18 protein-coding genes are annotated in these 20684 nt (G+C 55.4%); 9 read left to right on the top strand and 9 right to left on the bottom strand.

Annotated elements, in window-relative coordinates; genetic code table 11:
• Positions 1–20: 20 nt before the first annotated feature.
• Positions 21–251, bottom strand: a complete 231-nt coding sequence (locus HPY30_06485; GenBank protein ID QYZ65671.1) for a hypothetical protein — start codon at positions 249–251, stop codon at positions 21–23.
• A 224-nt stretch (positions 252–475) separates the two neighbouring features.
• On the opposite strand from HPY30_06485, the gene HPY30_06480 reads away from it, so the two are divergent.
• The 3 genes from HPY30_06480 to HPY30_06470 all read left to right on the top strand — a co-directional run bounded on the left by HPY30_06480 (position 476) and on the right by HPY30_06470 (position 3784).
• Positions 476–1084: a cytochrome c4 gene (locus HPY30_06480; GenBank protein QYZ65670.1), complete on the top strand. Its 609-nt coding sequence runs from the start codon at positions 476–478 to the stop codon at positions 1082–1084.
• A 151-nt stretch (positions 1085–1235) separates the two neighbouring features.
• A complete protein-coding gene (locus tag HPY30_06475) occupies positions 1236–2039 on the top strand; it encodes an EEP domain-containing protein (protein ID QYZ65669.1) in 804 nt (267 codons plus the stop codon).
• A 197-nt stretch (positions 2040–2236) separates the two neighbouring features.
• A complete protein-coding gene (locus tag HPY30_06470; protein QYZ65668.1) occupies positions 2237–3784 on the top strand; it encodes a GGDEF domain-containing protein in 1548 nt (515 codons plus the stop codon).
• Positions 3785–3816: 32 nt separating this feature from the next.
• Here HPY30_06470 and HPY30_06465 read toward each other — a convergent pair whose 3' ends face one another.
• On the bottom strand, positions 3817–4386 hold the full coding sequence (locus HPY30_06465) for a hypothetical protein (protein ID QYZ65667.1): 570 nt from the start codon (positions 4384–4386) through the stop codon (positions 3817–3819).
• 100 nt (positions 4387–4486) lie between these two features.
• On the opposite strand from HPY30_06465, the gene HPY30_06460 reads away from it, so the two are divergent.
• The 4 genes from HPY30_06460 to HPY30_06445 all read left to right on the top strand — a co-directional run bounded on the left by HPY30_06460 (position 4487) and on the right by HPY30_06445 (position 10709).
• Entirely contained in the window at positions 4487–5341 is an 855-nt protein-coding gene (locus HPY30_06460) for an ABC transporter substrate-binding protein (protein QYZ65666.1), read from the top strand.
• Positions 5342–5470: 129 nt separating this feature from the next.
• A complete protein-coding gene (locus tag HPY30_06455; protein QYZ65665.1) occupies positions 5471–5785 on the top strand; it encodes a hypothetical protein in 315 nt (104 codons plus the stop codon).
• On the top strand, positions 5775–6134 hold the full coding sequence (locus HPY30_06450) for a hypothetical protein (GenBank protein ID QYZ65664.1): 360 nt from the start codon (positions 5775–5777) through the stop codon (positions 6132–6134). The genes HPY30_06455 and HPY30_06450 overlap by 11 nt, the downstream gene beginning before the upstream one ends.
• A 42-nt stretch (positions 6135–6176) precedes the next feature.
• Complete coding sequence (locus tag HPY30_06445; protein QYZ65663.1) at positions 6177–10709, top strand: response regulator; 4533 nt, start codon at positions 6177–6179, stop codon at positions 10707–10709.
• A gap of 89 nt (positions 10710–10798) precedes the next feature.
• On the opposite strand, the gene HPY30_06440 is transcribed toward HPY30_06445, so the two are convergent.
• The 5 genes from HPY30_06440 to murJ all read right to left on the bottom strand — a co-directional run bounded on the left by HPY30_06440 (position 10799) and on the right by murJ (position 17499).
• Positions 10799–11188 carry a TusE/DsrC/DsvC family sulfur relay protein gene (locus HPY30_06440; GenBank protein QYZ65662.1) on the bottom strand — a complete coding sequence of 130 codons (390 nt, stop codon included), beginning with the start codon at positions 11186–11188 and terminating at the stop codon, positions 10799–10801.
• A gap of 98 nt (positions 11189–11286) precedes the next feature.
• Positions 11287–11760 carry a lipoprotein signal peptidase gene (locus tag HPY30_06435; protein QYZ65661.1) on the bottom strand — a complete coding sequence of 158 codons (474 nt, stop codon included), beginning with the start codon at positions 11758–11760 and terminating at the stop codon, positions 11287–11289.
• 7 nt (positions 11761–11767) lie between these two features.
• Positions 11768–14596, bottom strand: coding sequence for an isoleucine--tRNA ligase (gene ileS / locus HPY30_06430; protein QYZ65660.1), 2829 nt, complete (start codon positions 14594–14596; stop codon positions 11768–11770).
• A 212-nt stretch (positions 14597–14808) separates the two neighbouring features.
• A complete protein-coding gene (ribF, locus tag HPY30_06425) occupies positions 14809–15738 on the bottom strand; it encodes a bifunctional riboflavin kinase/FAD synthetase (GenBank protein ID QYZ65659.1) in 930 nt (309 codons plus the stop codon).
• Positions 15739–16008: 270 nt separating this feature from the next.
• Entirely contained in the window at positions 16009–17499 is a 1491-nt protein-coding gene (murJ, locus tag HPY30_06420) for a murein biosynthesis integral membrane protein MurJ (GenBank protein QYZ65658.1), read from the bottom strand.
• A 223-nt stretch (positions 17500–17722) separates the two neighbouring features.
• On the opposite strand from murJ, the gene rpsT reads away from it, so the two are divergent.
• Positions 17723–17983, top strand: a complete 261-nt coding sequence (gene rpsT / locus HPY30_06415; protein QYZ65657.1) for a 30S ribosomal protein S20 — start codon at positions 17723–17725, stop codon at positions 17981–17983.
• Between the two features lie 49 nt (positions 17984–18032).
• A complete protein-coding gene (locus HPY30_06410; GenBank protein ID QYZ65656.1) occupies positions 18033–18362 on the top strand; it encodes a hypothetical protein in 330 nt (109 codons plus the stop codon).
• On the opposite strand, the gene HPY30_06405 is transcribed toward HPY30_06410, so the two are convergent.
• Together HPY30_06405 and cgtA are read right to left on the bottom strand one after the other, a co-directional pair.
• Complete coding sequence (locus HPY30_06405) at positions 18335–19459, bottom strand: glutamate 5-kinase (GenBank protein ID QYZ65655.1); 1125 nt, start codon at positions 19457–19459, stop codon at positions 18335–18337. The two genes, HPY30_06410 and HPY30_06405, sit on opposite strands and share 28 nt — an antisense overlap.
• 10 nt (positions 19460–19469) lie before the next feature.
• Positions 19470–20540 (bottom strand): Obg family GTPase CgtA, encoded by a 1071-nt coding sequence (cgtA, locus tag HPY30_06400; GenBank protein QYZ65654.1) that lies wholly within the window; start codon positions 20538–20540, stop codon positions 19470–19472.
• Between the last annotated feature and the right edge of the window lie 144 nt (positions 20541–20684).

Genomic DNA, 20684 nt, shown 5'->3' with positions numbered 1-20684 from the left:
AATGAGGTTTCGGGTTACTCTCAGTCGAGCCACTGTTCCAGGTAGTAGAGTCGAAGCCCTTCAGAAGACCGGGATGGCCCAACTACCCGGGCCGCATAGGTATTGCCGGCGGCATCTGACCTATCCATCGCCTCCTCGGCGGATGCCACGACATCGACACAGTTTTCGGGAAAACGATTTCGGCGCCGGCTCGGTGTGAAAACAATGGCAAAACAGTTGTTTACGATGTGGGCATCAGGATCTTGCTGCATGTGGGTTCCTCGAAATAGCTGTCCAAACATACGCTGTGGCTCCAGGCCAAGACAAGCATCATTTTAGGAGTCCCGATATTTTGACCTTTATTAGAAGGTTCTGGTATAGTTTTGCAGCTTTTTTATGGTTATCGGGTTCGATTGGAATCAAACCACTAACTGTGGTGTTTCTGGTTGGGGCCTGTTGAAAACTGAATCCAGGCACGAAAACAGCGGGACTGAACATGAATAAATGGCTAGTAACTGTTTCCATCGCACTTGTGTTTGCTGCAAGCGGCGCCCAATCTGCGGGTGATGCCGAGGCCGGCAAGGGGAAATCAACCGCCTGCATGGCATGTCACGGTCCTGATGGTAACAGTTTAAATGCGCAGTGGCCGAAACTGGCCGGCCAACACCCCAAGTACATTGAAAAACAGATCAGGGATTTCAAGTCAGGCGCCCGAAAAGATCCCCTGATGACGGCTCAGGCCGCGCCCCTGGCAGATCAGGATATCGCTGATCTTGCTGCTTACTTCAGCAGCCAGAAAAAGACCATGGGTACCGCAGCTGCAGATAAAGCGGAGTTAGGTGAGTCCCTCTATCGGGCCGGCAACGCTGGAACCGGCGTTGCTGCCTGCATGGCATGCCACGGTCCTTCAGGCGCCGGCAACCCGGATGCAAACTTCCCTGCACTCGCCGGACAGCATGCCATTTACACAGAAAAGGCGTTGAAAGATTTCCGCTCTGCCGCCCGTACTAACGATGCCAGCCAAATGATGCAAGGTGTCGTTGCCCGCATGACTGATGCAGAGATTGCAGCAGTGGCTCAGTATATTCAGGGCCTGAAAAAGTAAATTCATGACACGAATGGTGGAAAAGGCGGCTTCGGCCGCCTTTTTTCGTGGTTTTCGACCCAGATTCAAGTTTTTTCCACTAGATGCCGTAATATTAAAGATAGGGCGGAACATATCCCGGTTGACGGGGCATGGCATGGGGTAATACCAGATGCAGAGACAGATAGAGAGACACGGTGTGGGCAGGACGGACGCCCATCGTTTGCGTCTGCTCAGTTATAATATTCAGACCGGTGTTGATACCCGCCGCTATCGGGAATATGTCACCCATAGCTGGAAGCATCTTCTGCCCCATCGCGACCGATTGGCAAATCTGAATCGTATTGCCCGTCTGCTCAAGGATTTCGATCTGGTGGGGCTGCAGGAGGTGGACTCAGGCAGTCTGCGCAGTGGCTTTCTGGATCAGACGGAATATCTTGCTCAGCAGGCGGGTTTTCCCTATTGGTACAAACAGATAAACCGCAGCCTGGGGAAACTGGCCCAACACAGCAACGGCGTCCTTAGCCGGGTGCATCCCAGCACCATTGTGGAACATCGTCTGCCGGGGCTTCCAGGTCGAGGAGCGATGTTGATGGAGTTTGCCACCAGCGAAAAACCGCTGGGTGTCTGCATTATGCATCTGGCCTTGGGTCGGCGTGCGCGGTTGCGGCAATTCTCCTATATCAGTGAGCTGGTGTCCCACTACTCCCACCTGATCCTGATGGGTGACTTTAACTGTGGCTGTGGATCCCAGGAGTTCCGTTTCCTGATGGACAATACCGATCTGCAGGGAACCTCCTGCGATCTCAAAACCTTTCCGAGCTGGCGACCCAATCGCAAGCTGGATCATATTTTGGCCTCTCCAAGTCTGCGTGTCGCCAAGGCCGAGGTGTTGGACTATGCCCACTCTGATCATCTACCCGTCAGTCTGGAAATCGAATTGCCGGCGAACGTAAGGCTTGCCAAAGCAGCCTGATTGATACGTTGCTTTTCTTTGCAGCGCTGATAATCTAGGAAAAAATCGTGTCGGCAGGTATATCGCTGCCAGGCGGGAACAACTGGGCGTAGGGTGTTGGCGAACTTGTGAACAGCATCCTGCATGCAATGGGTTATTGATAAGTTGCTTGACGAGAGTCTTGTTGCGGGATCTGGATTACAACCGAATTATTTCACATGGCCGACGAAAAGGACTGGAAACAGGCATATCAGGAGTTGCTGCTGCAACATGAGCAGTCGCTGGGTTCCCGTGCGGAAACCGAAGGTCTTCTGGTACGTGCCATTACCCGTTTGACAGTCGCCACCAGCGGGATGGATCCCAGTCTTGATCCTCATCTGAAAAGTATTCGTGACGCTGTTCGCAACGGTGTCAAACCCACCCTGAATGAGCGGCTGAATGCCCTTTCGGACAGTCTGGTTCATCAATCGGACAACGATGATTTTACAGAGCCAGGGTCGCTGGGGATCTGTGATCAGTTGATCTCGCGTCTTCAGCTGCCGAAGCGCGAAGTGTCCGAGGCTTCAAGGCTTTTTAGCCATCTGTTGAGCGACCCAGCTCATGTGGCGGAAACCGAATTGGATCGTTTGGCGGCGCTATTGAATCACGCGGTTTCTGAAGGAGCCCCGCCCAAAGACGGTCTGTTTGGACGTCTTCTCGGCAGCGGAAAGGGGCGCGGCGGTAAGGGTGATACGCCTAACCATATGCTGATGGAGTTGTTGGATCGCGCCAGTTGGCCTGGCCACTGGGGCACCGACATCTCCGGCTTTCAAAACAGGTTGGCGGATAAACCGGCAGCGGATGAGTGGGTCAGGGTGTTACGGGATCTGTTGGAGTTGACCTCCCGCTTCTATGGTGATGCCCAGACAGAGATTCAGGAGACGGAAAGTTTTCTCGAAGAGTTGACCCAACGGTTGCAGGAACTCGATACCCATCTTCGAAATGGCCATGATAGTCGGGAAGCAGCGATAAAGAGTGGGCGCCGGCTGAATGTGGCAGTAGCCTCCGATGTGGATGGTCTCCAGTCCTCAGTGCGGGAAGCGACGGATCTGGGGCAGTTGAAGCGGACTGTTGCGCAGCGTCTGGACCACATCCAGCTGAGTATGGATCAGTTTCTCGTGGATGAAGAGCAGCGTTACCAAAATGCTGAAACCGAGGAGCGTGCCCTGCGGGAACGTTTGCGGGAAATGGAGCAGGAATCGGATGATATCCGTTTTCGCATGGTGGAGGCGCATCATCTTGCGCTGCAGGATGCGGTCACAGAGTTGCCGAACCGGTTGGCCTATGACGAGCGGGTCAGCCAGGAGTTTGCGCGCTGGAAAAGGTTTGGAGAGCCACTATCCATGCTTGTCTGGGATGTAGATGACTTCAAGAAAATCAATGATCGTTATGGCCATCAGGCGGGAGACAGCGCCCTGAGAATTATTGCGAAAACACTCCAGAATAGGCTTCGCGAAACGGATTTTATCGCCCGCTATGGTGGAGAGGAGTTCGTCACCCTGCTTTGTGGCACAGATCAGGAAAAGGCTCTGAGCGTGGCGGAAGAGATGCGTGAGGCGGTCGGCGCGAGCGGATTTCATTCAGGCACCAAGGCAGTCCAGGTATCCATCTCCTGCGGCATCAGCTGTTTTGGGGAGGGTGACACGGTCGAGGCTGTATTCGATCGCGCTGACAAGGCGCTCTACACGGCCAAGGGTAAAGGGAAAAATTGCTGCGAAGTGGCCTGAGCCTCATCACTGTCGACTACCCAATGAGCGGATCAGTCATCCTGAATATAAAAATAGCACCAAGCCTTGTCATCATCCCCCTGTAGTGCCTTGAGCAGTGCTTTTGAAGGCTGCGCCTCCTGGGGAAAGATATTTTCCACGAACAGAAAGAAACGGCCTGTGCCTGCCGCCTGTCGCCAGTTGTAGGTTGCCGGGTTCTGCAGATTGCCGCAATGCGGGCATGTCGCGCGATAACTTTTTGGTTGTTTTGACCAGGCCCTTATCAAAGCCTCCCATTGCGGGATGCGTTTACGGCACGCTTTACAGCTGGGCGCATTGCTGTTTTTGCCCGCTAGAAATGCCGGATCAGTGTAGGGGCCGTCTATCTTCAGATGACAGAAAGGCTGGTTATCCTCTGTGGGTTTCAGCTGTATGTAAGGTGAGCACCCCATGAACGTGACCAACTGCATGAAGCGCTCGCCCAGCAGATATTCGGCCTCGTTCTCCGGGAGGATGCGTGCGCCGATAAAATCGATGTCATGCAATCTCGCAAGCAGAGCCGCTATATCAGCCGGAACATAAAAAGCATCTTCCGGGGTCAGTACGAGTCGGCCTGTATGCATCTTTTGGATTCAGGGGATCAGTTGAGTGGGGATTGATCTTACCGCTATTTGCTGTACTTTGTTCAGGTGAAATGCGCTTGCTCCAAAGCGGGTGAATATGATGCCGAAACAGACTGTAAAAGAACAAAAACATCTTTTTTCCACCTATTGGCCTGCACTGATACTGGCGCTGCTCGCTTTCGGTGTTGCCTATCAGTTCGTTGTTCCTCCACCGCCTGACCACCTGACGATTGCTGCGGGCAGCCCTGAAGGGGCTTACTATCAGTTTGCCCTGCGCTATAAGAAGATTCTGGCAAGGGAGAAGGTGCGGCTGGACATCCTTGAGACTGCAGGATCCATTGAAAATCTGGGACTGTTGGGACGGCATGATTCTCAAATAGGGTTTGTACAGGGTGGTACGGGTTCTGTTCGTACAGCGGACGAGTTGCGCTCCCTGGGTGGTATCGAGTATGAACCCATGTGGGTCTTCTATCGTGGGAATCAACCGCTTCGGCAGCTCACTGATGTGGCTGGAAAAAGGGTTGCAGTGGGTGCTGATGGCAGTGGAACAAAGGCGTTGACGCTTTTTCTGTTGCGTGACAATGGTGTGGATGAGCGGGCGATTGAAGCGGTCTCATTGGGTGGACGGCAGGCGCTGGAGGCCTTGGTGAAGGGTGATGTGGAGATTGCAGTATTCGTAGTCTCACCCACCGCTCCGCTGGTTCGAACGCTACTCGAGCAACCTGAGATTCACCTGATGAACTTCCATCGGGTGGATGCCTATGCGCGTCGGCACCATTTTCTCTCCAGTGTTAATCTGCCGGAAGGCGCTATGGATCTGCAGACGAATATCCCTCCGGAATCCGTCAGCCTGCTGGCCCCGGTCGCCAATCTTGTGATGAACGATTCACTGCATCCGGCGTTGGCGGACCTGCTGCTGCAGGCGATGGATGAGGTGCATGGTGATGGTGGCTGATTTGGATCGCGGGGAGATTTCCCCACCTCCGAGTTTCTTGAGTTTCCTCTCAGCGATGAGGCCGGCCGTTTCTACAAGCATGGAGCGCCTTTTCTACAGCGCTATCTGCCATTTTGGGCGGCAACCCTGGTGGATCGTCTGAAAATCATGCTGTTGCCCCTGGTGATGGTTCTGTTGCCGCTCTTCAAACTCATGCCGCCGATCTATAACTGGCGCATGCGGGCCCGTATCTATCGCTGGTACAGTCAGTTGGAGGTGCTTGACGGCATGAGTCGTAAGTCGCTGACTCCAGAGCAAAAAGAGATCCTGTTGAAGGCGTTGCTTGATCTCAGGGAGGAGGTGATGAAGATTGATGTGCCCCTCTCTTTTGCCGGTCAGCTCTATGACTTGCGCATCCATATCAATATGGTGCGAGGGGCTGTAATGGGGACTGATGATTCATGAGTGCGTTTTACTTCAGCATGCGCTGCCTTTGGCCGTCTCTGCTGCAATGATAAATTTGATCCAAATATCGACATATCAAAGAGTTGTCGTTAAAAAAGGTTGTTTTTTTGATGATGATCAAGCTGTTTCAGGTTACAGTATGTGGGCTGGTTCCGGTAATGAGGGGAATGAGCGTGACAAGTGCGCCACAGAGCGTGTAGCCACCAACACCTACATCATGGAAGTGACTCGTCGGGGCAGCCGCATTTTGGAAGTGATATGTTTTGGGGGCCGTCTTCAGTATGTTGATTTTTTGCGGACAAAGGCGATTCGCCGGCGCACGCCTGTTCTATGTGGCGGCACGGCCTAAGATTGTTGTTCCCAGCCTTCTTTTCAGAGAAGGTGCTGTGTAATGAAAGGGTTGAGAGGAGGCTCAGTACGTTTCCAACTGGTAGTCAACCTGCTTCTGATTTCAGTACTCACCCTTGCGATTGCGTTCACGCTGCTCTATTTCCTCTCCCCGCTCTTTGCTGAGCCTCACTTTTCCTCTGTTGAAACCCTGGCTGCTGTCTTCGGCCTTACCCTGATTATCATTCTGTTTGTTGCGCTTTGGATGGAAAAGCGGTTCTCCGTTCCTTTGGACCAACTGCTTGAGGCACTGAAGTCACTTGCCAGTGACGGTGACTATACACTACGTCTGCAACCCAAGCAGCGCACTGGGTTTGGCAAAATCTACGAAGGCATCAATGATCTGCTGGAAGCGATTCAGCGTCGCGATGCCTCGATATCCGCATACAGTTCGGATATGTCGCGTCTGGTTGAGGCGCGGACGAGTCAACTCAGCCGCGAGCATGTCGAGCTGGAAAAAAAGACACAGGACTTTGCCAGGGCAAAGAGCAGTGCAGAGGCTTCGAATCGAGCCAAATCCCGCTTTCTGGCGGATGCGACCCATGAAATCCGTGCTCCCATGAATGGTATGTTGGGCATGACAGAACTGTTGCTGGGAACCCAGCTTGATGAGAAACAGTTTCACTATGCGAACACGATCCGTAATTCCGGCGGCACATTGCTCAATATCGTCAATGATCTGCTCGATTTCTCCAAGATCGAGGCAGGAAGACTGGATCTGGAAACTGTCGATTTTGATCTCCGGACGCTGGTGGCAGAGACCTGCGATCTATTCAAAAAATCCGCACACCGCAAAGGACTGAGTCTCGAATATGAGTTGGATGAGGATGTTCCCAGCGGGATGCAGGGTGACCCTACGCGTCTGCGTCAGGTGCTGACAAATCTCCTGGGGAATGCCATCAAATTCACTGAAAGTGGTGCGGTCCGGCTTACTGTCAGTCGATTAAGGCATGGGCCGCAGGCGATACCGCTCTGTTTTCAGGTAACCGATACAGGTATCGGAATTCCTGAAGAGAGGCAGTCTGAGATATTTTCCGCCTTTACCCAGGCGGATGGTTCAACCTCGCGCTATTTTGGTGGAACGGGCCTGGGGCTCTCAATCTCACAGCAGTTATCTCAGCTGATGGGAGGGTGCATCACCGTGGAGAGTGAGCCGGGGTGTGGCAGCACTTTTCGCTTCGCCGCCGGTTTTGCCGCGCCTTCGGAGAATAGGGAGAGTGAACAGAAATCTGCCGCTCAGACCGATGTGATCGCCGAGAGTGTGACTCTGCCGGTTTTTGCAGCCAGAGTACTGCTGGCTGAGGATAATCCGGTCAATCAGGAAGTGACGGAAGCCATGCTGCAGCAGCTGGGATGCCAAGTCGATATCGTTACAGACGGGGAACAGGCCGTCGAGGCAGTACGCCGCCTCTCCTACGATCTGCTACTCATGGATATCCATATGCCGGAGTTGAACGGTATAGAAGCGACTCAGGCAATCAGACGGGCTGAAAGTGACTCGGATAAGCGGCTTGTCATCGTGGCGACCACCGCCAAGACTTCGGCGCAGGATCTGGATCAGTACCTACAGCAGGGGCTGGATGATTTTCTCGCCAAGCCTTTTGAACTGACAGATCTGGCCGGTATGCTGGGACGGTGGCTTATTCCTGTGTCAGGTGAGCTGCCGGATGCGGGTGATGGTGATGGGCTGCAGGGGGTGATGGATGAGACTTCTTCTTCGAAGGATGCGCTGGTTCCACAAAAGATGGAAAAACTGCGCACCCACTACAATGGGAAGCGGCAGGGTCGTTTCTCCCAACTCATAAAGATCTATCTTGAAAGCTCCCACAGACTGTTGGACAACCTCCTCGATGGCGTTGAGACACTGGATGCAGGTGCCATCTCCCAGGCAGCGCACAGTCTGAGTTCCGCCAGCGGCAACCTGGCTGCAACCGAACTGGCCAGTCTCTGTAAGACCCTCGAACTTGAAGGCCGGGCAGGGCAGCTGGCAAATGCCCCGGAACGTCTGGCGGCCATTGAGGCGGAGTACGGCCGTGTCGGTGATGCCCTGCAAGGTTTGGTGCAGAAAGAGCTGGGAGCGGATGAGGGTGGCGAGGCTGGTAGTGAGAATATGGGTGGCCCCAGGATTCTTATCGTGGATGACGAGATCACGGCAAGACAGATCGCCAAGGATGTGTTGGAGGATAGTGGTTTTGAGGTGATGGAAGCAACCGAGGGGTATGAAGCCCTGGAGTTGTTCGAGCAGGAGCAGCCCGACCTGGTGCTGCTGGATGTGGAGATGCCGCTGCTGGACGGGTTTGAGACCTGCCGCCGTATGAGTCGACGGATGGAAGCGAAGGATATACCTATCGTCATGGTGACAGGTCGCGGTGACATTGAAGCGGTGGAGCGGGCCTACACCATGGGGGCCACGGATTTTGTCACCAAGCCGGTGAAGTGGCCCGTACTGCTGCAGCGTATCAACTACATTCTGGGTTCTGCCGAGATCCTGGAGAAGCTCAGGCAGAACGAACGCAGTCTCGCTCATGCCCTGGAAGAGTTGCGCCGTAAACGGGATGAGGCGCTCTCCGCAGTGAAGGCGCGTGGTGAATTCCTCGCCAACATGAGTCATGAGATCCGCACCCCGATGAATGGGGTAATGGGGATGTTGGCTTTGCTGGAAGATGCCGATCTGGAGGGAAAAGAGCGGGACTACCTGGATACCGCACGACGTTCCGCCGATTCCCTGCTGCACATCATCAACGACATACTCGATTTTTCCAAGATAGAAGCGGAAAAACTGACGTTGGAGTGTGTGGATTTCGATCTTGGACGATTGGTGGAGGAGACCGCGTCGCTCTTCGTGGAATCCGCCAACAGTAAGGATCTGGAGTTGAACTGCTACATCGCAAACTCCATCTCCGGGATCTTCAGCGGTGATCCAACCCGCATCAGACAGGTGCTCTCCAATCTGGTGAGTAATGCCGTAAAATTTACCAATCGTGGAGGCGTTTTTCTGAAGGTTGAACTCCAGGAGGAACACGGCGGAAAGCAGTGGATACGCTTTACCGTTGAAGATACCGGCATCGGTGTTCAGGAAGGCGAGCAGGCGCATCTTTTTGAGCCATTTACCCAGGGCGACGGCTCCGTCACACGAAAATATGGTGGCACAGGGCTGGGGCTGAGTATCAGTAAGGAACTGGTCAGAATGATGGGCGGGGAGCTCGGCATGACCAGCCGCGTGGGACGGGGTTCCAGCTTCTTCTTTCACCTTCCGCTGATGCATGTTTCAAAGGCAGAACCTTTCCGGGTAGTATCGGAGAGTGACGTGCTCGAACACTGGGCCATGATTGTGGGTGGCAGTGCAACCAGTCGTTTTGTGCTGGAAACCTACCTTAAGACAGACCCTTTCCTGAAATTCTCTACCTGTGCGAGTTACTCTCAGGCGATACAGATTCTGCATGAGAATGCAGTTCAGGGAACGCAGAAGTACCATTTGCTGTTGCTGGATTGTGATGCCATCGAGACCGGGGGGAGGGAGTATGTCGAACATCTGAAGGACGATCCTGCAACCAAAGACCTAAAGATCGTACCCCTGCTTCAGGGGGGGCGCTCAGTGTGTGACTATGATGTGGCCGAGGTTGATGGTGTATTGGCTAAACCGGTTCGTAAGGATCAGCTATTCGAGATGCTTAGTAACCTCTTCAGCAATAGGGATAATAATACGATGCTACAACAGAAGAGAGAAGGAAAGAGAGAGCAGCAGATCCTGCCTCGATTTCAGGGAAGTGTACTGGTGGTTGACGATGAGCCGATGAACCTCATGGTGGCAGTGGGGATTCTGGAGAAGTTAGGCATCTCTCCCGACAATGCGAAGAACGGGCAACAGGCGATCGAAAAGAGTCGGATGGTGGAGTATGACCTGATTCTCATGGACTGCCAGATGCCGGGGATGAGCGGCTATGAAGTGACTGGGATGATTCGTAATCGTGAAGCGTTGAGTGGTGGTAATCGGACACCCATAATCGCGATGACAGCAAATGCGATGGAAGGGGCGAAAGAAGAGGCAATCCAGCACGGCATGGATGATTACATCAGCAAGCCCTTCCAGCCAGGTGAACTTGCCAGCCTGCTTTCCAGCTGGTTGCTGCCGGCCCAGGATGTGGCAGATTCTCCAGGTCAGGCCGAAATTGATGGGGAACTTATAGCAGACGCCGAGCAACGGCCGGTAGTTTGGGATCGGGTGGCTGCTCTGAAAACCATCGATGGTGATGAAAAGCTGTTGGGACAGATGATAGAGATGTTTGTTGAAAGGGTCCCGGTCACACTTGGTCATATCATATCTGCAATGGATAAGGACGATGCTGCAGTCATGGCCGGGTCGGCCCATGCATTGAAGGGACTGGTCAGCCACTTCTCCGCCTATCGGGCAAGGGATCTGGCTGCAGAGCTGGAGAAAAGAGCGAAGCTTGGTGAACTGGCGGGTGTGGATGAGCTTGTGGGAAGTCTGCGGCTTGAGGTTGAAACCCTAGTGGCGAACCTGGACGACGCCAGGTAGACCAGGTTCCGTATAAGTGCCGTGGGCCCGATCAAGCTTGCGGATCGGGCGCTGAAGTCCGGTAGGGTGCGCAATGTACACCATGATTGCTACAGGCAGCTCCTCCCCACCGGGACTGATAACCCGGCATAGCGGCAGGCCATCTTGGCGCCCCCCGGAAACAGTTTGTTGATGTAGGTTCTCGTCCAGCGGCAGTTGTGCTGGTCTTTACAGAGATTGCGTGAAAGTATCGGCATCTCCGGTGCGATGTCAAACTCCTGGTAAAATCGGTGCAGAAAGTCGATCAGCGTCCAGTGATCCTTGCCCAGCACAACTGCGTCTCTCTGTGCCAGGGTTTCTGCTACTAACGGACTCCAGTCTTCTGCATTCAGCAGATAGCCGTCGCTATCGGTGGCGATCAGTCTGCCATCGATTTCGAGAACTTCTGCGGTATTGATCTGTGTGGTGGCTTGAATCCTCGCCTGTTCCTCCAGTCGCATCTTACACCTCCGGGTGGATCGGATACTGCTGTTTGGGGGTTATGATTGTTATAACCTAAAAATAGCAGGGAAATAGATTAGCTGCAGAAAAAGGTTTGTCAGTCTGTTTCACGCTTGGCAGAAAAAAAGAGGGCGTCGAAGATCATGAGCGTTACGCCGACGAAAATGGCGGAGTCGGCGATGTTGAATGCGGGCCAGTAGTACTCCTGGTAGTGGAAGTGCAGAAAATCGATGACGTGGCCAAAAAGCAAGCGGTCAATGACATTGCCGATAGCGCCACCAACAATCAGTGAGAGGGCGACAGCGATGGTTTTTTCCGCAGGCTTCAGGCGCCAGATCCAACCGACCAACACTGCGGATACGCCCAGCGCCAGGATGATGAAGAACCAGCGCTGCCATCCTCCCTGCTCACTGAGGAAGCTGAACGCAGCCCCCTCGTTATACATCAGAGTGAGATCGAAGAACGGCAGCAGGGTGGACGGTTGATAGGCGGACAGCGCCGCCTCCGCCCACTGCTTGGTTGCCTGGTCGAGCAGGAGAACGAGCAGTGAAAGCCAGAGCCAGCGTTGCATGGTGACCTCAGGCAAAGCGCCGGATCTCGCCCTTTCCGGCGACATTGGTGGCACAGCGGCTGCAGAGATCAGGATATTTCTTGTCCACCCCCACCTCTTCCCGATGGTGCCAGCAACGCACGCACTTGGGCAGGTTAGAGGGCGTGGGTCTGACCCAGAGTCCATCGACTTCGGTCTCTATTGCATCGGCGGATTTAGTCGCTAGAGGCAGAACCCGGGCCTCCGATGTGATCAAAACAAAACGCAGTTCTTCACCCAGATCATCGAGGGTTGCCCTCAATTCACCGTCGCAGTAGACCTCCACCTCTGCATCCAGGGCGGAACCGATCTTGCCGTCGGCGCGCAGGGACTCCAGCTGCTTTGATACCGCAGTGCGTACCGGGATCACTTGCTCCCAGAAGGCGCGGTCAAAACGGTCGTCGCCATCCAGAGAGAAGAGACCGGAATACCAGCTTTCGAGAAAGACGCTCTCGCCACGTTCCCCCGGTATATGCAACCAGACCTCATCGGCGGTGTAGCTTAGAATCGGGGCCAGCCAGCGGGTCATCGCCTCGACGATGTGGTACATCGCAGTCTGGCAGGAGCGGCGCGGCAGGCTGTCCACCTGGGTGGTGTACTGCCGGTCCTTGATCACGTCGAGATAGAAACCGCCCATCTCGGTAACGCAGAAGTTGAGCACCTTCTGATAAATCAGGTGGAATTGATAGTGCTTGTAGGCTTCGATGATCTCCTGCTGCAGTTGCAGGGCGCGATCCACCGCCCAACGATCGAGTTCGATCATCTCCCCCGGTGTTACCATGTTCTGCGCCGGATCGAACCCGTTGAGGTTGCTGAGCAGGAAACGCGTGGTGTTGCGTATGCGGCGGTAGGCATCGGCGGTGCGCTTCAGTATCTCGTCCGAGACGGTCATCTCGTTGCGGTAGTCGGTGGCCGACACCCAGAGGCGAATGATGTCGGCGCCCAGGTTCTTGATCACCTTTTGTGGCGCCATCACATTGCCCTTCGACTTGGCCATCTTCTCGCCCTTGTCGTCGACGGTGAAGCCGTGGGTCAGCACCTGTTTGAAGGGGGCGCAGTCGTTCATCGCCACCGAGGTGAGCAGGGAAGACTGGAACCAGCCACGGTGCTGGTCGGAGCCTTCGAGATAGAGATCCGCAGGGAAGCGCAGCTGCTCACGGGCCTGCAGTACGCACTGATGGGTCACTCCGGAATCAAACCAGACATCCAGCGAGTCGGTGACCTTGGTGTAGTCAGCGGCTTCGTCCCCCAGCAGTTCTTGGGCGTCGAGGTCGAACCAGGCTTCAAAGCCCTTCTCCTCGACCCGATTTGCCACGGCTTTCACCAGTTCGGCGGAGTTGGGGTGCAGTTCGTTGGTCTCTTTATGGACAAAGAGGGTGATCGGTACGCCCCAGGTGCGCTGGCGTGAGATGCACCAGTCCGGGCGGTTCTCCACCATGCCCTGGATGCGCGCCTTGCCCCAGTCGGGCAACCATTCGACGTTGTCGATCTCGTGCATTGCGGTCTGACGCAGTCCGCCCTGGTCCATGCTGATGAACCACTGCGGGGTGGCGCGGAAGATGATCGGGGTTTTGTGGCGCCAGCAGTGCGGATAACTGTGGTTGAGGCGTTCCTCGCGCACCAGTGCGCCGTGTGCCTTGAGCACTTCGATCACTTTCTCGTTGGCGGAGAAGACGTGCTGGCCCGCGAACAGTTCGGTGCCCTCCACAAAACAGCCGTTGTTGCCCACTGGATTGTCCACTGGCAGACCATAGCGGGCGCCGACCACATAATCGTCAAGACCGTGACCGGGGGCAGTGTGCACAGCACCGGTACCCGCCTCGAGGGTGACATGCTCCCCCAGAATCACCTGCACATGGCGTTCATAGAAGGGGTGTTGCAGCTTGAGTCCCTCGAAGGCATCGCCTTTGGCATAGGCGATGACGTGATACTTCTCGATGCCGTAGCGATCCATCACATCTTTCAGCATGGCGTCGGCAATCACCATGCGCTCTTTGCCCAGTGGACCGTCGCACTGCACCACTGCGTATTCCAGGCTCGGGTTGAGCGCCACTGCCTGGTTGGCGGGCAGGGTCCAGGGTGTAGTGGTCCAGATAACAAAATGCATCGGACCTTCACCCAGCCCATCGGGCACATGGTGGCAGCGGTCGAACAGCGCCGGTTCTTCGAGCACACGAAAGCGCACATCGATGGCAAAAGAGTCCTTGTCCTGGTACTCCACTTCTGCTTCGGCCAGAGCCGAACCGCAGTCAGTGCACCAGTGGACCGGCTTGGAGCCTTTGTGCACATGGCCATTCTCGACGATGCGGCCAAGAGAACGAACGATATCCGCCTCGAATCCATGGTCCATTGTGAGATAGGGGTTCTCCCACTCACCGAGTACACCCAGGCGTTTGAAATCGTCACGCTGACTATCCACCTGCTTGGCGGCATATTGACGGCATGCCTTGCGGAACTGTCCGCTGGTCACTTTGGCTCCGGGCTTGCCGATCTTCTTTTCCACCTGGAGTTCAATAGGCAGGCCGTGGCAGTCCCATCCCGGCACATAAGGTGCGTCGAAACCGTCCAGCGTACGGCTCTTGATGATGATGTCCTTGAGGATCTTGTTGACCGCATGACCGATATGGATGTTGCCGTTGGCGTATGGAGGGCCGTCGTGCAGAATAAACTTGGGCCGTCCGGCGCATGCCTCGCGGATCCTGGCGTAGAGATTGTTTTCCTCCCATTTCTTCAGTATCTCCGGCTCGCGCTGGGCCAGATTGCCTCGCATTGGGAAGGCTGTTTTGGGAAGGTTGAGGGTCTGCTTGTAGTCGCTCACGGACGGCTGCCTGTGGTGGATTCCAACAAAAGTGGGCTATTGAACCGCAATCCGGCGCAATGCGCAAAGTATCTTGCTGGTTTCGAGGATCTCGAGTCAGGATGTAGGCCTGATCAAGCGTAGCGGATCAGGCAAATGTGCGCTGAGCAAACAACTGATGCCGGATCCGCTACGCTTGATCCAGCCTACAAGTTATTGGCGCAATGAGTGCGCTAAATCCCAAGCTCAATTCGCGCCGCCGCTGCATCGTCCAGAATCTGTCTGCGCAGATCCTCGAATGAGTCGAATCTTTTTTCGTCGCGGAGTTTGTGCACAAACTCCACCTGAACATGCTCACCGTAGACTGAACGGTCGAAGTCGAACAGGTGGGTCTCCAGCAGATAACGGGTGTCTCCCTCCACCGTGGGACGCGTACCTATGTTGGCCACACCGGGCAGTGGTTGTTTATCCAGGCCCCGGACCTTGACGGCGTAGACGCCGCGTAGTGGGCTGACACGGCGATGCAGGTTCACATTCATGGTGGGAAAGCCGATGGTGCGTCCGCGTTCGTCTCCGTGAGCCACGCGGCCGCAGATGCGATAGGGACGCCCCAGGCATAACTCTGCCGCCTGCAGGTTGCCATCGGTGAGCAGTTGCCGGATGCGGGTGCTGCTGACGCGATCGGCATCAAGCTTGAAGGTGTTCATGTTCTCCACCTCGAATCCGTGCTGATTTCCCATGGACTGCAGCAGATGGAAGTCGCCCTTCCGTCCCATGCCGAAACGGAAGTCGTCGCCAACTGACAGGAAACGGGCATCGAGACCGCTGACCAGCAACTCTTCAACAAAGGCAACGGCTGGCATCGACGCCATCTTCCTGCCGAATTCCAGGATCACGGCCCGCTCGATGCCGATATCCTTCATCGCCTGCAGTTTTTCCCGCATGCGGGTGAGCCGGGCAGGTGCGCCGTCAGGCTGGAAAAACTCGCGGGGCTGGGGCTCAAAAGTCACTACTGTGGCGGGCAGGCCGAATTCGCGCCCCTTTTCGAGCAGGTGCTGAAAAACCGACTGATGGCCCAGGTGCACGCCATCGAAATTGCCGATGGTGGCCACGCAGCCCCTGTGTTCTGGTCTCAAATTGTGTAAGCCGCGAATGACTTGCATAAAAAACCGCCTCGTTTGAAGCGGCTTATTATAAGGGATGAAGAAAAAGGTTAAAGGTGGCCGTGTCGTCGGAGTGACCGAGTTTTGTCGTAACTGGCGTTGGAAGGATGTAGGCCGGTTCTAGCGCAGTAGAACCGGCAACCCCAATGGCTTTGCCAAACTCTGGCCCGCCCGATCCGCTGCGCTTGATCGGGCCTGCTTGTATTCATTGCTGAAAGGTACTTGCATCGGGAAACGACGGACACATGCTTGTGTCACCTGTCACCTTACTTACGCGGAACGAAAATGGCGCAGCCTGACACCGGAAGAGATGAGGACGAAAAAGTAGACGCAGGCGCCAAGTATGATCCAAAACGCAAGGTGGAGGATGCGTTCCCAGGTGCCAAGCAGCAGCCAGGCATCAGTGTCACCGCTGCCCCAGATGAGCAGAGCCCCCATTATTGCTGCTGCTGCTCCAGTGCGCAGCCAGATAAGGTTCCACCCAGGGCTTGGTTGATAGATCTGCTCTTTTCTCAGCCAGTGGTAGAGCAGGTAGGCGTTGAGGATGGATGACAGAGTCGTAGCCAGGGCAAGGCCTGCATGGGCCAGAGGAAACACTAAAATAATATTGAAAGCCATGTTGGCGAACATGGCGATGATGCCGACGCGTACCGGCGTACGGGTATCCTGTCTGGCGTAAAAACCCGGTGCGAGGATCTTGATCAGAATGATGGCCATCAGGCCGGGGGCATAGGCCATCAGACTCCGGGACGACATGACGACATCGTTGGTGGTGAAGGCTTCGGAGTGGAACAGGGTGATCAACATCGGGCTTGCCAGCAGCAGCAGCCCTACAGCTGCGGGAATACCCAGCAACACAGTGACGCGCAGGGCCCAGTCCAGGGTGCTGGAAAATTCCTCGGGTGATTTTTCGGAGTGTTTGCGCGACAGGTTGGGCAGGATCACGGTACCGAGAGCAACCCCGAGAATACCCACCGGAAACTCCATCAGGCGGTCAGAGTAGTAGAGCCAGGAGATGCTGCCGCTAACCAGGAAAGAGGCGATGAGCGTATCCAGCAGCAGGTTCAACTGGCTTACAGAGACGCCAAACAGGGCGGGAATCATCAGTCGCAGGACGCGGATTACGCCCTTGTCCCGGAAGGCTACCTTGGGTTTCGGAATCAGGTTCAACTGGTAGAGAAAAGGAAACTGAAACATGAACTGCACGCCACCGGCGATGAGGACGCCCCAAGCCAGCGCCATCACAGGCTCTTCCATGCGTGGCGAAAGCAGGAGTGCGCAGCCGATCAGCGATATATTGAGCAGCACGGGGGTGAAGGCCGGCACGCCAAAGCGGTTGTGCGCGTTCAGGATGCCCCCGGCGAAAGCAGTGAGAGAGATGAAGAAGAGATAGGGGAAGGTGAGGTGCAGCATCTCCACCGCCAACTCATACTTGCCCTCATCCTCACCGATGAAGCCTGGCGCGAAGATCATCACCAATAGTGGAGCTGCGATCACGCCGATTGTGGTCGTCAACAGCAGCACCAAACCCAGTGTGCCCGCCATCTTGTCTATAAACTCTTTTAGTTCTGCAAAGGAGCGTTGGCTGCGGTACTCTGTCAATACCGGGACAAAGGCCAGTGAAAAAGCCCCCTCGGCGAACAGGCGACGCATGAAATTCGGAATCTTGAAAGCGACGAAGAAGGCATCCGTGGCGGCATCGGCCCCGAACAGGCGCGCCAATACCAGATCTCGCACAAACCCGAGGATGCGGGAGAGCATGGTATTTGAGCCGACAGTGGCAAAGGGTTTGAGAAAAGAAGCCAGTGAACTGTCCTTGATTCGTTGTTGTACTTATTATAACTGCAGAGTATAAGCCCATTTCAGGACAAGATAGTGAAAAAATCGGCAGTTTTTCTGAAGTCGTAGAGAAGAGTTGACATTGACTGGATTATTGCGCAATATGTGCGCCCTTCCGATTTTGTGAATGTTCAGGAGTCAAAAGTTGGCCAATTCAGCCCAAGCCCGTAAGCGCGCACGTCAAGCCGACAAGCGCCATCTGCACAACCAGTCCCGTCGCAGCACCATGCGCACCCACGTCAAAAGGGTTGTGAGTCTGATCGAAGAGGGCAATAAGGAGGGCGCTGCAGAAGCCTTCAAGAGTGCTGTGCCTGTGATTGATCGCAGTGCCAATGAGGGGCTGATCCACAAGAACAAGGCTGCGCGTCATAAGAACCGTCTGAATGCTCAGATCAAGGCGCTGTAAGTTGTAATCGACTGCTCCTGTAGGAAAACCGGCGGAAGCCGGTTTTTTTATGTCTGGAGATTTAGCTTTAGTTTTTGGGCGTTGCTGTAGTGGTGTGTGTTTCCTGTCGGTTTTAGATGGTTTTGTGTCGCTACGCGACGGTTTTTCTAACGGGGCTTCCGCGCCCCTACGGCAGGTTACTTTTCTTTTCACGAAAAAGAAAAGTGACTCGTCCTGCAGGACGAAAAGTGTGCTGTCAGAAAAAGAAGAAAATTACGACAAGGTTGGGGAAGCTACATTAGAAAACCATCGCGTAGCGACACATAAACATCAAAAAACAACAGGCATTACAACTGATTTCAAAGTAGAAAATCACAGCAACACAAGATTATCCCGATGAATCAACTCCGCTTCATCCACATAACCCAAAACCCCCTCGATCCGGCTGCTCGGCAGCCCCATGATGCGCCTAGCCTCCTGGGCATCATAGTTGGCAAGTCCACGGGCCACTTCACAGCCTGAACTATCGAGACAGACCACCGCTTCACCGCGGGCAAATTCACCTCTGACATTAGTTACGCCGACTGCCAGCAGGCTGCTGCCCTGTTCCTGTAGCACGCGCACTGCACCGCCATCCAGTGTAAGGTAGCCTCGTACCTGTAGTTGGCCTGCAAGCCAGCGTTTACGGGCGGCTTGAGGCTCCTGAACGGGTTTCAGCAGGGTGCCTATCTCTTTGCCTTGGGCTATTTCCGCCAAAACCCCTGGCCTGGCGCCGGGAGCGATGATGGTGCCGGTGCCTGAGCGGGCAGCCAGTCGGGCGGCCCGCACCTTTGTGACCATGCCGCCCAAGCCGAGACCGTTCGCGCTGCCACCGGCCACCTCGTCAAGCTGAGGATTGTCCACCCGGGTTTCATTGATCAGGGTGGCTTTGGGATTGAAACGGGGATCGGCATCGAACAATCCCTCCTGATCGGTGAGCAGGAGAAGCAGGTCCGCCTCTATCAGGTTTGCCACCAAGGCTGCCAGGGTGTCATTGTCGCCAAAGCGGAGTTCTTCTGTGGCCACTGTGTCATTTTCATTGACGACCGGTACCACGCCCAGTTCCACAAGGGTGCGCAGTGTGCTGCGGGCGTTGAGATAACGGGGGCGGTCAGCGAGATCGTCGCGGGTAAGCAAGACCTGGGCAGTGTGCAGGTCATGTTTTTGAAAACAGGTTTCGTAGGCGCGAATCAGCCCCATCTGGCCGATGGCCGCCGCCGCCTGTAGCTCGTTGAGGTTGTGCGGGCGGCGTCTCCACCCCATACGGCTCATGCCCTCTGCGACGGCGCCTGAGGAGACGAGTACGATCTCGTGGCCGGCCTGCCGGAGCTGTGCCATCTGCTCCACCCAGGGTGACAGGGTCTCCTGGGATAGGCCCTTGCCGTCTGAGGTTAGCAGGGCGCTGCCGATCTTGATGACCCAGCGTTTGGTGGTGGGGATCGAGTCGCGTGAAATCATGGTTTCCCCGTCACTTCTCCTCCAGTGGGTCCCAGGGCGCCTCTTCGATCTCTTCCGTCTGAGTCTCACGCCAGAGTACTTCGAGCCGCTCCATCAGGGCACTGATCAGTTCCTGAGTACCTTCGCCGGTTGCTGCGGAGATAACGAAAACCGGTCCGGTCCATCTTAGTTCGGTCAGAATCTGTTGTTGCCGCTCTTCGAGTTCGTCGATGGACAGCAGGTCCTTCTTGTTGAGCACCAGCCAGCGCTCCTGCATAGCCAGTTCACTGGAGTAGTGTTCCAGTTCCGTTTCGATGCGGCGCACCTCGCCAGCGGGATCAGCCGATTCATCCATTGGCGCGATATCCACCAGATGCAGCAGCAGGCGGGTGCGGGAGAGGTGTTTGAGAAATCGCAGGCCAAGGCCTGCACCGTCCGCCGCGCCTTCGATAACGCCAGGGATATCCGCTACCACGAAGCTGTGGTCGCGTCCCAGCCTCACGACGCCGAGGTTGGGATAGAGGGTAGTGAAAGGGTAGTCTGCCACTTTGGGGCGTGCGCTGGATATCTTGCTGATGAGGCTCGACTTGCCGGCGTTGGGCATGCCCAGCAGGCCGACGTCCGCAAGTAGAATCAGCTCCAACAGCAGTTCGCGGCACTCGCCGGGGGTACCTTGGGTGAACTGGCGTGGGGCGCGGTTGGTGCTGCTCTTGAAGTGCACATTGCCGATTCCCCGTGTGCCGCCCTGGGCTACCAGCAGTGCCTGCTTGTGCTCCAGCAGTTCGCCGATAAGCTCACCGGTCTCATCGTCTTTGACTCTGGTGCCAACAGGTACGCGTACATAGATATCCTTGCCACTGCGGCCGGTTCTCTCCTTTCCCATGCCGTTTTGACCCCGTTCACCCCTGTGAATGCGCTGGGTGCGGAAATCGACAAGGGTATTGAGGCCGCTGTCGGCAATCAGATAGATGCTGCCGCCATGGCCGCCGTCACCGCCATCGGGGCCGCCCCGGGGGATGTATTTCTCCCGGCGAAAGCTGGCGCAACCGTTTCCGCCGTCACCGGCGTCAACCTTGATAGTGGCTTCGTCGACAAATTTCATAAGCTATTGTGGGTCTCTAGAGAGATGTTCTGTCAGGGGTCGGAGTCAAACCGCTCAACTCTATATCAACTGCTGACAGCTCAGCCCGGTTTGACTCCGATCCCTGCAAGTGTTCGTGCAGATATGTTTAAGAGCCACAAAGCA

The sequence above is a fragment of the Gammaproteobacteria bacterium (ex Lamellibrachia satsuma) genome, from assembly GCA_019623805.1.
Taxonomy (GTDB): domain Bacteria; phylum Pseudomonadota; class Gammaproteobacteria; order Chromatiales; family Chromatiaceae; genus QGON01.
This window is presented reverse-complemented; position numbering and strand designations above follow the sequence as displayed.